Below are 17,069 nucleotides of genomic sequence, written 5' to 3'. Positions count from 1 at the left end.
ATTTTGCGCTCGCAAATTCAAAAGTATTCAATTAAAATCTTTATAATTTGTTGTTTTTTAGTTAGTTATTAAAGTGTTAAATGCTTTATAAGTTATCTGAATTTTCAGCTCTGTAAGATTAAAGATATTTTCCTTATATCATTTTTATCTATTTTGAATTAGTACACCTTTTAGTAAGAATAGTAAGGATCATAAACCGTCTAATTGATTTTAGACGGTTTTTTTATTTGTAAAAATAAAGCTACATTTTTTAATGTTAAAACGAAATAAAATCTTGTTAAAATTAATTTAATTTTATAAGTTGCGCCCCTTAATTCAAATAAACTATAATGAAAAGAAAAATTAAAGGGCTATTAGTTCTGGTGTTTGTTCTTACAACGCATTTATTTTTTGCGCAGGAAAGAACAATATCTGGAATTGTGGCGGACGCTGTTGGACCAATTCCGGGAGCAAATGTTGTTGTAAAAGGTACAAGTAATGGAGTGCAAACAGACTTTGATGGAAAATATTTTATTAAAGCATCTCCAAGTCAAATTTTAGTATTTAGCTACATAGGAATGAAAACTCAAGAATTACCTGCGAGTTCAACTTCTATAAATGTAAAATTAAAAGATGATTCGGTAGAATTAGAAGGCGTAGTTGTAACTGCTTTAGGAATAAAAAGATCAGAAAAGACACTTGGATATGCAGTATCGAAAATAAATTCTGATGAAATTAGCAGATCAGGAGAACAAAACGTTATGCAGGCATTAGCAGGAAAAGCTGCCGGTGTACAAGTGGTTGGGTCTGGAGGAACACCAGGTGCTTCTAGTAAGATTATTATTAGAGGAGTAAACACAATTACAGGAAGTTCAGATCCTTTAATTGTAGTTGATGGAGTTCCAATTGACAATAGTACTAGTCAAACTAGTGCAGGAGATAATCCTTTTAATGCAAATTTGTCTGGTATTAATAACTCTAACCGTGCATTAGATATAAATCCGGATGATATCGAAAGTGTATCAGTACTTAAAGGTCCTGCGGCTGCAGCATTATACGGAGAGCGAGCAGGTAATGGGGTTATTATTTATACTACTAAAAAAGGGAAAGCCGGAAAAGGTTTAGGTATTGATTACTCTACTTCATTAGCTATTGATAAAGTAAGTCAATTGCCAGCAAGACAAAATAAATATGTTCAAGGTGGTCTAAATCCTAAAACAGGTATTCCTGAATATAATGGAGGAACTCCACAAAGCTGGGGGCCATCTGCAGAATCTCTTGGGATGCCAATGTATAATAATACAAGTAATTTCTTTAAAGAAGGTCTGACATTTACAAATAACATATCTTTTTATGGTGGTGACGAAAAAGCTGTCTATAGGGCTTCTTATGGAAATGTAACTCAAACAGGTATGATTCCTGAAACTGGTTTAAAAAGAAACACTTTAAGAGTTGTTGGAGATTTAAAAATTAATAATAAGTGGAAAACAGGAGGAAGTCTGCAATATACTCATACAACAAATACATTAGCTCAAAACGGAAGTAATTCTTCTGGAGTGATGTTAAGTTTACTTCGTTCTCCTGGAAACTATGATCTAAGAAATTATAAGGATGCCGAAGGAAATAATATGAACTATTATTCTTCTTACGATAATCCTTATTTTACTGTTAACGAAAACCCAGCAACAAGTGATGTAAATCGTGTTTTTGGAAATATGTATTTAACTTATTCACCTGATACATGGTTGTCTTTAACTGCAAAAGGTGGGATAGATGCTTATTCAGATTATCGAAAACAAGTTTATGCAATTTCATCTAATGGAGATAATCTAAGAGGAATTGGAGAAGTTGCGTTTAATAATATTAATAATAAACAATTTTACGGAGATTTTATAGCAACCGGATTATTGCCGTTGAAATCAGAATGGTTTAAAATAAATTATACAGCAGGCCTTAATTTGCGTTCATCTCAAAATACAGATGTGTTTTCAAGAGGTAAAGAACTTGCGGTAAGAGGAGTATATAATTTATCAAATGCAACACAATTATATGCATCAAATGTAGAGTCAGATATTATGTCTAGAGCTTTATTTGGTCAATTAGAATTTGATATTAAAAATCAGGTTTTTGTTACAGGATCTCTTAGAAAAGAATGGTCTTCAACTTACGGAACTGATGCTAATAGTGCATTATTCCCATCAGCATCTGCTTCATGGGTTTTGTCAAGTTCATTTGATTTACCAGAATGGACAACTTTTGCAAAATTAACTTATGGATATGGAGAAGTAGGTATTGCACCAAGAGCATATAGAACAATTAGTACTTATTCTCAACCATTTATGACAGATGGGTTTACAGATGGTTTAAGTTTTCCATATAATGGGGTTAATGGTATGGGACTTTCAGGAAGTTTAGGAAATCAACAATTAAAGCCTGAAAGAGTTTTAGGTCATGAAGTTGGTCTAAATACTAAATTTTTTGAAAATCGTTTAACTTTTGATTTGAATTTATATTATAAAACATCTAAAGACTTATTAATAGACGTTCCATTGCCACAATCAAGTGGATTTGCGGTTGTTTACCAAAATGCTGCAGAATTAGTAAACAAAGGTGTTGAGGTTGAATTAGGATATGATGTTTTCAAAAAAGCGAAGCCATTACAATGGAACATTAATTTGAATTGGGCTAAAAACGAAAATAAAGTGACTGATATTTATGGGGGCTTAGATGAAATTTCTATTGAAACAGCTTTTGGATCAATTGGATACTATGCCGTAAAAGGACAGCCATTAGGAAGTTTCTATGGTACAAAATGGGAACGTGATGAAAATGGACAAAAAATAATAGGATCTAATGGTTTACCAATAATTGCCGACGAAACAGGAAATTTAGGCAATTCAGCTCCTAAATGGACAGGAGGAATTAGAAATACATTCACTTATAAAAGAGTTACTTTGTCAGGATTATTAGATTTCAGACACGGAGGAGTTGTGTATAATGGCACATTAGCAAGACTGCACAATTTTGGTGTTTCTGAAGCTTCAGCAGATAGAGAACATAACTATATTATTGATGGTGTGAAAGAAGATGGAACTCCAAACAATATTGCAATTTCTGCTAAAGATTATTACCAAAAATATTTAGGTGATGGTGGAGGAGCTTCTGAAGAAGCTGTAACAGATGTAAACTGGATAAGATTGCGTGACGTGACATTAAGTTATGACTTTAATGTGAAAAAATTTACCGCAATTAATTCAGCACAATTATCATTTACAGGTAGAAATTTGTGGTTAAATACTAATTATAAAGGTGTTGATCCTGAAACTAGTTTAACAGGTGCAGGTTCAAGAATTAATGGATTGGATTATTTTAATAACCCGGGAAGCAAATCATTTATAATGACTCTTAAAGTTGGATTCTAAATTTTAAATTTAAAAAAAATGAAAAAATATATAAAAAGTTTAATCTTGACAGCTTTAAGCGTTGGGATGCTTTCAAGTTGTCAATCTGAATTGGATCATTTTAATGAAAACCCAAATGATCCTATGTCAAGCAATCCAAGTTTATTATTAGCTGCGATGGAAGTTTCGACTTTTTCAACACACACAGCAGGTTTAATAAGAACTTCTAATATTTTTGATCAGCATCTTGCAGGAACTAGTATAGGTCAATTGGGAGATATTCAGCGTTATTTTGTTAGTGAGCAAGATGTTAATAACGAATGGAATACTTTATATGGCACAACTTTAATGAATGGTCATATCTTAACACGTGATTTTGCAGCTGAATATCCATATTATACAGGTATGGGGCAGATATTAACGGCGATAAATTTAGGATATGCAACTGATCTTTGGGGAGACGTTCCATATGATGAAGCTTTTAAGGCTGATCAAGGAAATAGAACTCCTAAATACAATACTCAGGAAGAAATTTATCAAAGGCTGCAAGCAATTCTTGATGAAGCAATTTTAAATCTGCAAAAACCTGCTTCAAATAATCTTTCTGTACCAGCTAAAGATGATTATATTTTTAATGGAGATACAAAAAAATGGATTCAAATTGCTTATGTTTTAAAAGCAAGATATTCATTAAGATTAACAGAAGTTGATACGCAGGCAGCTCAAAAAGCATTAGATAATCTTACTGCATCAGAGATTAGTTCAAATAATGATGATGCGAATACTTTTTTTCCAGGTACTTCAAATGGTCTTAATCAATGGTATGCTTTTAATGAAAGCAGGGTGAACTATCTTAAGACAGGAGCTTATTTTGTTAATTCTTTAAAAGATAATAATGATCCTAGATTATCATTTGCGATAGCAAAAGATAAAAATGGCAATTATACTGGTAATGCCGCAGATGATTTAGATACAACTTCATCTTCTTATATTGGTTCTGCTTTTGCAAGTGAAAAATCACCGATTGGTATAGTAACATACGCAGAAGCAAAGTTCATAGAAGCTGAGGCGAAGTTTAGATTAGGACAAGATGCAAAACCAGCATTACAAGAAGCTGTTGCTGCTTCAGTATTAAAAGTTACAGGCAGTACTGCAAAAACAGAATTTTTATCTGCTGTAACTACAACGGTAAATTTAGAAACGATTATTCAGCAAAAATATCTGGCTCTTTTCTTAACTATGGAGCCTTATAATGACTATAGAAGAACTGGATTCCCTGTATTAGTTCCAAACCAGTCTTCACAAACAAAGATTATTCCTGTAAGACTTCCAACTCCATCAGATGAAAGACAATATAATCCAAATGCTACAGTAGTTAGTAATGTAACGACTAATGTTTGGTGGGATAAAAATTAACCAATTATTATAGAGCAAAAAAAGCCGGTAATATTAAAATTACCGGCTTTTTTACAACTAACACAAACATTTTTTATTTTACGAACTTGTCGATAATTGCATCAGATTCTGCTTTTGTTGCAGTTGGTTTTAAATCAAACAAAAGAGAATAAAGCGCTTTTCTATCAACTTTAGCTTCTAAGTTTAAGTCTTTATGTCTGTCGAAAAGAGTCTGCCATTTGTCACGAACATTTTTCCAAAGGACATTGTTTTCTTTCCACCATTTTTGAGCAGCGATACATTTGATGTCTGGAACTTTAGTATAAACATCAAAACCTTTTTCTTGTGCTAACAAAACATCTTTTCCAGCGTCATCACGAATAAGTTTGTCGTTATCTTGCTCATGATTCCATCCTGTAGCAGTGATTTCGTGAATGTTTCTTCTTTTTAAAACATTATAGTCATTACGTTTTGTCTGTTCTCTTCTTGGAAGCGGAGCATCAGCAACGTTAGTCCAGTAATCTTGTCCGTCAACGTGTACCCAAGTTGAAGATCCTTCATATCTTGGACTATCATCTACCTGATATACTTTTTGAGTCCATTGACCTTTAACAGCTTTTTTGTCAAGTTTTTTATATTTCCAAGATGTTCCTTTATCAAAAGAATATAAGTCTGTGTTTTCAAATAACCAATCTTGTCTCCAGTGCTTGATAATCATATCATCACTTACAATTAATAAGTGCTGCATAATAATTTTGTTTGGAGTATCTTCTAACAATTCAACCCACTCTAAAGCAGATTCATGTTTAGTTTGTGAAGGTTTGTATGTAGCCGAATCTTTAGCATATTGAAAAGTTTCAGCAAAGTTGAACTTCACTTCATAACAACCACACATAGATTTAATTGATTTTATGTCTTGTTGTTTCTTGTCCTGACTAAAACCAAGACCACATGTCAAAGCCATAATGGCTGAAAAATAAAGGCTTTTTGAAATCATAACTTATTATTTGTTTTTAATTTTTGCAAATATATAAATTTTATTTAGAACAATTAAAAATAGTTATATATTTGCACCGATTATTAAGATTGAATAAAAATAATGAAAATAAAACTATCCCTTTTTGCTGTATTAACTTTCTGTCAAATCTCATTTGCACAGCAAAAAGATACTATTGCGTCTCAAGAAAAACTTTCGGAAGTGGTTGTAACAGGGCAATTAGAACCGCAATCAATAAAGAAATCAGTATTTAATGTTCGAGTAATTTCAAAAGAGACTATAAAACAATTGGCCGCAAATAATCTTTCGGATGTTTTAAATCAATATTTAAATATTACTATTAAAACTAGTGGAGAAGATGGACGTTCAACAGTATCTATGTTTGGACTGGATTCGCAATATTTTAAAATTTTAGTTGACAATATTCCTTTAGTAAGTGATACCGGAATGGGGACAAATGTTGATTTAACCCAAGTAAACCTTGATGATGTTGAACGCATTGAAATTATTGAAGGTTCAATGGGAGTTACACATGGTGCTAATGCTGTAAGCGGTGTTTTAAATATTATAACAAAAAAAGGCGGCGGATATAAATGGCAGATAGCTGCAACTGTTCAGGAAGAAACCGTTGGTAAAGAATATGCCTTGTTTGACAAAGGCCGTCATATTCAGTCTGCTAAAATAGCGCACAATTTTAATGAAAATTGGTTTATAAATGTTGGAGGAAATCGTAATGATTTTTCAGGATATTTTGATAATAGAGAAGGTAAAGATTACGATTTAAACGATGGTTTAAGAGGGTATACACAACTTCCAAAAGAACAATTAGTAGGAAATGCAATTTTAGGATATCAGAAAAATGATTTTAGGATTTTCTACAAATTTGATTACTACGGAGAAAATGTTCATTATTACAACCCAATCTTAGTTCCGCAGGATAATTACCCTTTTCCTGAGACCTATTTTGCAAATGACAGACGTTATATTACCAACCGTTATTTTCATCATCTAAATTCTAACGGAAAACTTTTTTCTAAATTAAATTATAATATTTCCGTTTCTGAACAAAAACAAGAACGTGATGTAGAGAAATTCAATTATCAAATTGAAACAGGAAATGAATTTGCGAATCAGAGACAAACCTATCAATCTAAAGAAGTTTTTTATTCTACGGGAACTTTAAGCAATTTCTTCGATAGTAAAAAAGTTGATTTTCAATTGGGATATGAGATTACGAATGAAAATGGATTTTATGATGCAACGGCTGGAACCTTTAAAGATGATAACCAGCAGTTAACAGACATAAGAAGAAAATTCGAAAATTACGACATTTTTACTGTAGCCGAAATTAATTTGACAGACAAATTCTCTATTCGCCCGGGAATTCGCTATTCTTTTCAATCGTATTTTGATAATCAATATGCAAGTTCTTTAGGTTTAAGATATTTATTCAAAAAAGGTTTAGAAGCCAGAGCCTCAGTTGGGAAAGCGTATCGTACACCAAATTTTGATGAATTATACACCTATTTTGTAGATTCAAATCATAATCTTCAGGGTAATCCGGACTTAGTTCCAGAGCAAAGTACTTCTTATGAATTGAGTTTTAAAAGATCTTGTCTTTTTAATTCAGGAGCTCAGATTGCAAATAATCTGGCTGTAACTTATATGGATGTAGATGATAGAATTGATTTGGTAATGACTCAAGCAACTCCTACTCAAAATTACAGATATGTAAATATCAATAAATATAAAATGTGGAATATTTCAACTACAGAACAATATTCTTATAAAAATTGGAATGTACAGGTTGGTGCTGCTTTAGTTGGAATTTCTCGAAAATTAGATTTAGCAGCTGTGAATGTAACTTCAGATGATAAATTCTTGTATTCGTTACGTTTAAACTCCAACATTTCATACAACATCCCTAAATGGAATACTTTGATTGCTTTGTTTTATAAATACAATGGAGAACAACAACAATTTGTAGCAGGAACAGATACAGATGGAAGTACTAAATTCTTTTTAAGTGAAATAAAACCTTATAGCTGGATGGATGCTTCTATCCGTAAATTATTCTTTAAGAACCAATTTGAAGTTACTGTTGGAGCTAGAAACTTATTTGACATTACAAGTGTACAAACGATTCAAAATGGAGGAGGTTCCACTGGAGGAGGAGCTCATGCTTCTGGAAGTTCAGATTTACTGTTAGGATATGGACGTTCCTATTTTCTTAAACTTACGTATAACCTAAATTTTAATTAATATATAAATACCATGAAAAAAAACATTATTTTAATCCTTTCTTTCGTTTTACTTGCTTTTACAGCTTGTAATAGTGACGATGATGCACCTGTTGTAAATTCAATTGCTTTTGCAGCAACTTCAGTTAACTTAACTGCTGCAGCAACTCCAATCGAAATAAAATTTGCTACTCCTACTGCTGCTGCAGGAACTGTAACACTATCATTTGTTGAAACTGATGTTGTTAGTGGTACAGATTTTACAACTTTACCAGCTGCTGCTGCAAATACGATTGTAGTTCCTTTTGGACAAAATGTTTCTTCTGTAAGTTTTACTTTTAACAAGCTAAAAGATGCTGTTGAAGGTGAAAATAAAACTAAAAAAGTTGTTTTTACAATTGTAAGTGCTACTATCAATACTACAATTGCTGAAAACAAATCTATCCAGGTAAACTTTACTGAAACAGCTTCTTTAGGAAGTGCTTTGTCTCCAGAAGTTGGTGGTTCTTTAGAGCCAAATCAAGTTTATGTTGATTTGAGCAGTGGAACTATGACAAAAGTTGTTAGAACATCTTGGGATTTAGGATTCTATTCAGGAGATAAATTCAGAGTAGTATTAAACAGCTCTTTAAAAATGGCAGCTAAAGTATTAACAACTTCAAACATAGATGAAGTTCAGGTAGCTGATGAAACGATGATTATTTCTCAAGGACAAGGAAATGCAAGTCAAATTGATGATCCAACTGGAGATTTTACTAAAACAACTGCTATTGCTGAAGTTTCTGCTACAGATTCTGAAAACAAAGTTTACTTAATCAATATGGGAAGTAATCCTTCAACAACTACACCTGCTTCAGGATCTGAAGGATCTGCTGGTGGAACTTCAAGAGGATGGAAAAAAATCAGAGTTTTGAAAAGTGGAAACGATTATAAAGTTCAATACGCTGATATCGCTGCAACAACTCATAGCGAAGTTATAGTATCTAAAAATACTGCATTTAACTTTACATTCTTTAGTTTATTAGACAAGAAAACAGTTGATGTTGAGCCTCAAAAAGCACAATGGGATCTTAACTTTACAACATTTACAAACATAATTCCAGGTGCTACACCTACACCTTACTATTACCCAGATTTTGTATTGAGTAACTTAAAAGGTGGTGCAAAAGCATACCAAGTACTTACAACTGCTTTTACATATGATGCATTTACATTAGCAAATGTTGACAACGCTAAATTTACAGAAGACCAAAGAAATATTGGTTCAAACTGGAGAAGCACAAGTGCAGTAGGTGCTGATGGAATTCCTGTTTCTCAATTTGTATTAAAAACGGATCGTTTCTTCGTAGTTAAAGATCCTGCAGGAAATATCTACAAATTGAAATTTACTGGTGGAGCAAGCGCTACAGGTGAAAGAGGTTTCCCTAAATTTCAATATGCTATCTTGAAATAATTCATAATGAAAAATCTAAAGATTATAAAGATTATTTCATTCTAGGTTATGATGTTTTAACATCAAAAATTTAGTTAATCATTAGCTTTGTTTTTTTTATTTTTTTTTGATTTAGAGGTTAGATTTATCTAACCTCTTTTTTTTATTTCTTTATTATTAAAAATGAATGTTTAATTCTATCTTTGTCTACATTTATCCATTACGAATTAATAGGAATTTTACAACAATTTTAAATATTCGTAGTTATTTCTTTAAATTTAATTTATTAAGTGAATACTAAGTCATATTTCTTTCAATCTTTCGCAATCGTAGCATTGGCATTTGTTGCTTTTATTGGTTTTAAACAAATCTTACCAGATAAAATATTTTCTGATAGTAAAGTAGATTCCAAAAATGTACTTATAGACAGCCTGCTTCTGGAGTCAGTAGCTAAAGATTCATTGTCGCTAAAGAGTGACAGCATCGAAGAAAGCGAGCGTAAATTGGGTCAGCAGAAAATTGTTTATGATGCTTCTGAAGGGATCGAATTTCCATCTGAAACCTTCGATAATTACAAAGGATATCAATACCTGATTTCTTTTTACGAAAAATTATATCAACTCGAACAAAATCCGCAAAGGCATGTTAGAATTGCTTATTACGGAGATTCTATGACCGATGGAGATTTAATTGTTCAGGATGTGCGTAACAATTATCAGGACCGCTTTGGCGGAAATGGTGTTGGTTTTGTATCCATAACTTCAGAATCTGCAGCGTCAAGAGGTTCTGTTAAAGCTACCTATTCTAAAAACTGGAAAACACAATCATATTTAAATGTAAAAAGACCCACAAGCCCTTTTGGTGTAAACGGACACGTGTTTTTTGCAAATGATCAAACAAACCCAACCTGGGTTCAGTATGAAGCGGGACTTCCAAAACATACTACTACTTTAGATAATCCAACCTTATTTTATGGAAGAGCATCTAAAAGAGGAAACGTAAATTTCATTATCGGAAAAGATACCTTGAAAAAAAGCCTTTCTCCAAACAACTTAGTAAACACTTTAAAAGTTACTTCGGGAAGTATAAAAGCTTTCAAAGCAAACTTTATTCACGCCGATTCAATTCCAATTTACGGATTTAATTTTGATAACGGTATTGGTGTTCACGTTGATAATTTCTCTCAAAGAGGAAATTCAGGATTGCCAATTTCTATGTTTGATGCCAGCGTAATGCAAGCCTTTGATAATAACCTGAAATACGATTTAATCGTACTTCACTACGGAACTAACGTATTGAATTATGGAACCAAAAACTATTTCTGGTACGAAAAAGGAATGACAAAAACCGTAAATAAAATAAAAGAATCATTTCCGGGAGTTTCTATTTTAATTGTTTCAACCGCAGATAAATCGACTAAATACGATTTAGAAATGAAAACCGATTCTGCAGTTGTTCCATTAATGAAAGCACAGAAAAAATATGCTTTAGAAACCGAATCAGGATTTGTAAATTTATATACCTTAATGGGCGGTGACGGATCGATGGTAAAATGGGTTGATGAAACTCCGGCAAAAGCCAATAAAGATTACACACACTTTAACCAAAGAGGTGCAAAAGCAATTGGTAATTTGTTATACAGTCAGTTAAATAACGGATACGAACAATATAAAATTTTACGTCAAAAACGTGAAACAGGCGTTAGACCTAAAGCGATTAGAAAACCCAAAGCAGATTCCGTCTCTGTAGAAAAAGATAGCGTAAATGAATAAACTTATTATTTTCTTTTGTTGTCTATTTTTCTCAACAAATGATAAACCGCAAAATCCAGTTTCACCTCCAATAACTAAAAATATGGTTAGTAAAATCGATTCAACAACAGTTGAATCTTTCAACGGGAATAATATTTATAATGCGACAGTTTTAGAAAGTTTTTTTAAGAAATTAAAAGACAATGAAAGCGACAACAATCAAAAAATAAATATTGTTCATATTGGAGATTCTCACATTCAGGGAGATTTAATGACCAATGAAATCAGGAAAAATCTGCAAAGAAAATTTGGAAATGCCGGTCGTGGATTAGTTTTTCCGTATCAACTGGCTAAAACAAACGGATCTTATAACGAGCGTTTTCGCTGCAACAGAGTTTGGGAAACGTATCGGAATATATATCCGATTAGAAATTATCCTGTTGGTTTAAGCGGAATAGGACTTTGGAGAGATTCTGGCGGATTTGTTTTAGAACTGAATATTAAAGATCCGGTATATAAGTTCAATTCAATAAAAATAATAACCCCTCAAAACGAAGATATGTTTGATTTGTCAACAGCATCTCAAACAAAATTTATTGAAACAGCAGAACCAAAAATAATTAAGCATAAAATTAAAAAAGGAGAAGCGATTTCTGTAATTGCAGATAAATACAACGTTTCGATTACCGAAATAAAAAGAGCAAATTCGCTAAAATCAAATAACATTCGTGCAGGAAGAATATTAAGAATTCCAACAAACGAAACACAGTCCAGAAATATAAAAACGTCTGAATATGTTTCTTTAAACATGGAATCTGATTCGTATTCACACTATTATAATTCAGAAAAAGCTTTGGATAAGATTTATTTGATTCCGAATAAAAAAGCTTCAAAATTCCAACTAAACGGAATATTTTTAGAAAAAGATGCACCGGGATTAATTTACAGCGGCATTGGAGTGAACGGAGCAAAATATTCAGATTATAATAAATATCCGTTATTTTTTGAGCAGTTAAAAGCTTTGCATCCGGATATGCTGGTATTTTCACTCGGAACAAATGAAAGTTACGAAAAACTAGAATCAGGAAATTACATCAAACAATTAAGAGAATTTATAAGCAATATAAAAGCGCAGAATATAAATGTTCCGATAATTGTTATGACGCCGCCGCCGTCTCTTCTAAGAAAAAGACCAAACACTTTTATTCAAGATTACACCAAACAAATTATTGAAATCGCGCAGACAGATGGTTTTGCAGTTTGGGATTTATACGATGAATTTGGCGGAATGGAAGGAATTCGAAATCTAAAATCGGCAAAATTAATTGGTCCTGATTGGGTTCATTATTCTAAAAAAGGATACGAAAAACAAGGAAATTTGTTTTCAGAGGCATTTTTAAAAGCATACGATAATTTTAAATTAAAGAAGTAAGTTGATAACAATAGATAACATCAATAATTGGTTCATCCAAAATTTTGGTGCAATTACAATAGAACAAGTTAAAGGCTGGTTTATTTATAATCCAGACGAAAAACTATTATTTAATACAGGTTTATTCTTAGGATTATTTCTTGTTTTTTATTTTGTGTACGGCTTTTTACGCAAAACATTTTATTTAAGATTAACGTACGTTATTCTCTTCTCGCTTTTCTTTTATTATAAGTCAAGTGGAATTTACTTTTTACTATTATTACTTTCTTCAGTTGTGGATTATGGCTTGAGCCAAATTATCTATAAAGAAACAAAAGTCGCTACCAAGAAAGTATATTTGGTTATAAGTGTAATCCTGAATTTGGGATTATTGGGTTATTTCAAGTACATGAACTTTATGATAGGGACATACAACGATATGTTCAATGGACATTTTAAATTTCATGACATTTTTCTTCCTGTCGGAATTTCGTTTTATACTTTCCAATCGATGAGTTACATTATCGAGATTTATCGTGAAGAAATTAAACCAACGAAGAATTACATCGAATATTTATTTTTCGTTTCGTTTTTCCCGCAGTTAGTTGCCGGGCCAATTGTACGTGCAAAAGATTTTCTTCCGCAGATTTATCAAAAGCTAAACTTAACAAGACAAGATGTAAACAATGCCTTGTTTTTGATCATTGGCGGATTAATTAAGAAAACGGTAATTTCAAATTACATCTCTATAAACTTTGTAGATCGTGTTTTTGATACGCCTTTAAATTACACTTCGTTCGAAAATTTAATGGCATCTTACGGATATGCTATTCAAATTTATTGCGATTTTTCAGGATATTCAGATATGGCAATTGGAATCGCTTTATTGCTAGGATTCAAATTACCAGCCAACTTTAGAACGCCATATAAATCAACTTCTATTACCGATTTCTGGAGAAGATGGCACATTTCACTTTCAACCTGGTTAAAAGATTTCTTATACATTTCGATAGGAGGAAACAGAGAAGGTTCGTTCGCCGGATTCTTATTTCCAAGTTTATTCTTCTTCGGATTATTACTTTGGGGAATCACAAGTTACAATACAAGTATAATTCCGTTGATTATTGCTTCAATTTCAATTGCATTATTTTGTTTGTCATTTCTGCTTTCGAATAAAAGAAAACAAACGTTAGTAACCAATCTAAACCTTTTTACCACAATGCTTTTAGGCGGATTGTGGCACGGAGCCGGAGCGCAATTTATTGTTTGGGGAGCTTTACATGGATTAGCTTTAGCGGTTCATAAAATCTTCCTTGAATTCTTTCCTTCTAAAAAAGACGGAAAAAGTAATTTCTTATGGAGATTTTTCTCGATTCTAATTACATTCCATTTTGTAGTTTTCTGCTGGATCTTTTTCCGCGCCAGAGATTTCGAAACAGCCTTGCAGGTAATCAATAATATTGGTCAGTTAACTTTCGAACCGCAAAACTGGAAAGCTATTGTTTTAGGATATAAAAATGTATTCTTATTAATGTTATTTGGATACGTTTGGCATTTCTTACCAGAAGTTATCACAGACAAAATGAAATTGGTTTTTGATAAAACGCCATTACTAATAAAAGCAATAATTCTGGGCTTTGTTTACTGGATCGTTTACGCGACAGCGGTTGCCGGTTCACAACCGTTTATATATTTCCAGTTTTAAAATATAGCCACAAAGAGACTAAGGCGCAAAGATTTTTATTCTTTGCGCTTTTTTTATTTATAGCCACAGATTAAAAGGATTAAAAAGATTTTTAAAATCTGCATGAAATAAAAACTTTGTGCCTTAGTGTCTTTGTGGCAAAACAACACACCTTAGTGGCAAAATTGCAGTTAAATAAAAATTGCCTGAAATATCTAATTAGATTATCTTTGCACTTCAAATAAAGAAAATAGTATGTTTGATAATTTAAGTGATAAGTTAGATAAAGCGTTCCATATATTAAAAGGACACGGTAAAATTACAGAAGTAAACGTTGCCGATACCTTAAAAGAAGTTCGTCGTGCCTTACTTGATGCCGACGTTAACTTTAAAATTGCTAAAGATTTTACAACCAAAGTAAAAGAAAAAGCAATTGGTCAGGACGTTTTAACAACGCTTCAGCCAGGACAATTATTGGTGAAGCTGGTAAAAGATGAGCTGACAGAATTAATGGGAGGTGATGTTGCCGGAATTAATTTATCTGGAAATCCAAGCGTTATATTAATGTCTGGACTTCAAGGTTCTGGTAAAACTACTTTCTCAGGAAAATTAGCCAACTTCTTAAAAACGAAGAAAAACAAAAAACCACTTCTTGTAGCGTGTGATATCTACCGTCCGGCAGCGATCAATCAGTTACATGTTGTAGGAGACCAAATAGGTGTTGAGGTTTACTCAGAACCAGAAAATAAAAATCCTGTTGAGATTGCTCAAAACGCAATCAAACACGCAAAAGCAAACGGATTCAATGTAGTTATCGTCGATACTGCAGGACGTTTAGCAGTAGATCAGGAAATGATGGATGAAATTGCACGTGTACACAAAGCAATTCAACCACAAGAAACATTGTTCGTTGTCGACTCTATGACAGGACAAGACGCTGTAAATACAGCAAAAGCTTTCAACGATATCTTAAATTTTGATGGAGTTATCTTAACGAAATTAGATGGTGATACTCGTGGTGGAGCAGCAATTTCGATTAAATCTGTTGTAAACAAACCAATCAAATTTGTAGGTACAGGCGAGAAGATGGAAGCAATTGATGTTTTCTATCCGGATCGTATGGCTGAGCGTATCTTAGGTATGGGGGACGTTGTGTCTCTTGTAGAAAGAGCTCAGGAACAATTTGACGAAGAAGAAGCAAGAAAACTTCAAAAGAAAATCGCTAAAAACGAATTCGGTTTTGACGACTTCCTAACTCAGATTCAGCAAGTAAAGAAAATGGGTAATATGAAAGACTTGGTAGGAATGATACCAGGAGCTTCAAAAGCCATGAAAGATGTAGAAATAGAAGATGATGCTTTTAAACATATAGAAGCAATCATTCACTCCATGACGCCGGGAGAGAGAAGCAAACCAGCCATCATCGACGTAAAAAGAAAAGCCAGAATCGCAAAAGGTTCCGGAACGAAAGTCGAGCAGGTAAATCAGTTAATGAAGCAGTTTGACCAAATGAGCAAGATGATGAAAATGATGCAAGGTCCAGGCGGAAAAAACCTGATGAAAATGATGGGAGGCTTGAAAGGAATGCCAGGAGGAATGCCGAGATAAAATAATAAAAGTTTCAAGTTTAAGGTTTCAAGTTAAGAAGCCAAAACTTGAAACTTTTTTAATTACATAAATAGTAAGTTTCAACGGTAACGTGAAACTTGAAACCTGAAACAAAAACAACAAAACACAATGCAACTACTAGACGGTAAAAAAACATCTAACGACATTAAAAACGAAATTGCAGTCGAAGTTCAATCCATAAAAGCAGCCGGAGGAAAAGTACCTCATTTAGCCGCAGTTTTAGTTGGAACAAACGGAGCAAGTTTAACTTACGTAGGAAGTAAAGTAAAATCATGTCAGGAAATCGGATTTGATTCAACTTTAGTAAGTCTGCCGGAAACCATTACCGAAGATGAACTGCTTGCTAAAATTAAAGAGTTAAATGAAGATGATAACCTAGACGGATATATCGTACAGCTTCCTTTACCAAAACACATCGACGAGCAAAAAATATTATTAGCAATTGATCCAGATAAAGACGTAGACGGATTTCACCCAACAAACTTTGGAAGAATGGCTCTTGAAATGGAAAGTTTCATTCCGGCAACACCATTTGGAATTATGGAATTGTTAGAGCGTTACAAAGTAGAAACTTCAGGAAAACATACCGTAGTAATTGGAAGAAGCCATATCGTTGGCCGACCAATGAGTATTTTAATGAGCCGTAAAGGAAATCCGGGAGATTCGACAGTTACGTTAACACACAGCCGTACTAAAAACTTAGAAGAATACACTAAAAATGCCGATATAATTATCACAGCTTTAGGAGTTCCTGAATTTTTAAAAGCTGATATGGTAAAAGATGGAGTAACAATCATCGACGTTGGAATTACTCGTGTAGATGACGCATCAAACCCAAAAGGTTATGTTATCAAAGGCGACGTTGATTTTGACGGAGTAAGTAAAAAAGCATCATTTATTACACCAGTTCCGGGTGGAGTAGGACCAATGACAATTGCAATGTTGCTTAAAAATACACTTTTAGCACGCAAAATGAGAAGCCAAAAAAACAAGTAATTTGTTTCTAATATATTACAAAGCCTGTTCAAACGAACAGGCTTTGTTGTTTTTAATATATAATTAATACTTTAAAGTTTTGGTTCTTAAAAATAAAAGATACTTTTGCCACACTTAAAAAACACTTCTCCAAATGGACGATTATTATTCGTTA

At 32.8% G+C, this 17,069-nt stretch carries 10 protein-coding genes; 9 read left to right on the top strand and 1 reads right to left on the bottom strand.

All coding sequences use genetic code 11. The features are described from left to right. Positions 1 to 329 precede the first annotated feature (329 nt). Both B3C18_RS03685 and B3C18_RS03680 read left to right on the top strand, forming a co-directional pair. On the top strand, positions 330 to 3,401 hold the full coding sequence (locus tag B3C18_RS03685) for a SusC/RagA family TonB-linked outer membrane protein (RefSeq protein WP_291142557.1): 3,072 nt from the start codon (positions 330 to 332) through the stop codon (positions 3,399 to 3,401). A gap of 18 nt (positions 3,402 to 3,419) precedes the next feature. Continuing rightward, positions 3,420 to 4,796: a SusD/RagB family nutrient-binding outer membrane lipoprotein gene (locus tag B3C18_RS03680; protein ID WP_291142554.1), complete on the top strand. Its 1,377-nt coding sequence runs from the start codon at positions 3,420 to 3,422 to the stop codon at positions 4,794 to 4,796. Between the two features lie 73 nt (positions 4,797 to 4,869). Here B3C18_RS03680 and B3C18_RS03675 read toward each other — a convergent pair whose 3' ends face one another. Then, positions 4,870 to 5,772 carry a DUF6607 family protein gene (locus B3C18_RS03675; RefSeq protein ID WP_291142551.1) on the bottom strand — a complete coding sequence of 301 codons (903 nt, stop codon included), beginning with the start codon at positions 5,770 to 5,772 and terminating at the stop codon, positions 4,870 to 4,872. Between the two features lie 102 nt (positions 5,773 to 5,874). On the opposite strand from B3C18_RS03675, the gene B3C18_RS03670 reads away from it, so the two are divergent. From B3C18_RS03670 to B3C18_RS03640, 7 genes are all read left to right on the top strand, one after another. Further along, positions 5,875 to 8,034 carry a TonB-dependent receptor plug domain-containing protein gene (locus tag B3C18_RS03670; RefSeq protein ID WP_291142548.1) on the top strand — a complete coding sequence of 720 codons (2,160 nt, stop codon included), beginning with the start codon at positions 5,875 to 5,877 and terminating at the stop codon, positions 8,032 to 8,034. A 12-nt stretch (positions 8,035 to 8,046) separates the two neighbouring features. Then, the gene (locus B3C18_RS03665) at positions 8,047 to 9,465 is read left to right on the top strand and encodes an HmuY family protein (RefSeq protein WP_291142546.1); all 1,419 of its coding nucleotides are present in this window, start codon (positions 8,047 to 8,049) and stop codon (positions 9,463 to 9,465) included. 269 nt (positions 9,466 to 9,734) lie between these two features. Further along, positions 9,735 to 11,216 (top strand): SGNH/GDSL hydrolase family protein, encoded by a 1,482-nt coding sequence (locus B3C18_RS03660; RefSeq protein ID WP_291142544.1) that lies wholly within the window; start codon positions 9,735 to 9,737, stop codon positions 11,214 to 11,216. Between the two features lie 82 nt (positions 11,217 to 11,298). Further along, positions 11,299 to 12,627, top strand: a complete 1,329-nt coding sequence (locus B3C18_RS03655; protein WP_291142541.1) for a GDSL-type esterase/lipase family protein — start codon at positions 11,299 to 11,301, stop codon at positions 12,625 to 12,627. A gap of 1 nt (position 12,628) precedes the next feature. Beyond that, positions 12,629 to 14,311, top strand: coding sequence for an MBOAT family O-acyltransferase (locus B3C18_RS03650; RefSeq protein ID WP_291142539.1), 1,683 nt, complete (start codon positions 12,629 to 12,631; stop codon positions 14,309 to 14,311). Between the two features lie 234 nt (positions 14,312 to 14,545). After that, the gene (ffh, locus tag B3C18_RS03645) at positions 14,546 to 15,898 is read left to right on the top strand and encodes a signal recognition particle protein (RefSeq protein ID WP_291142536.1); all 1,353 of its coding nucleotides are present in this window, start codon (positions 14,546 to 14,548) and stop codon (positions 15,896 to 15,898) included. A gap of 129 nt (positions 15,899 to 16,027) precedes the next feature. Further along, entirely contained in the window at positions 16,028 to 16,915 is an 888-nt protein-coding gene (locus tag B3C18_RS03640) for a bifunctional 5,10-methylenetetrahydrofolate dehydrogenase/5,10-methenyltetrahydrofolate cyclohydrolase (RefSeq protein WP_291142533.1), read from the top strand. Positions 16,916 to 17,069 lie beyond the last annotated feature (154 nt).

The sequence above is a fragment of the Flavobacterium sp. UBA7680 genome, assembly GCF_002482975.1.
In the GTDB taxonomy this organism is placed as follows: domain Bacteria; phylum Bacteroidota; class Bacteroidia; order Flavobacteriales; family Flavobacteriaceae; genus Flavobacterium.
This window is presented reverse-complemented; position numbering and strand designations above follow the sequence as displayed.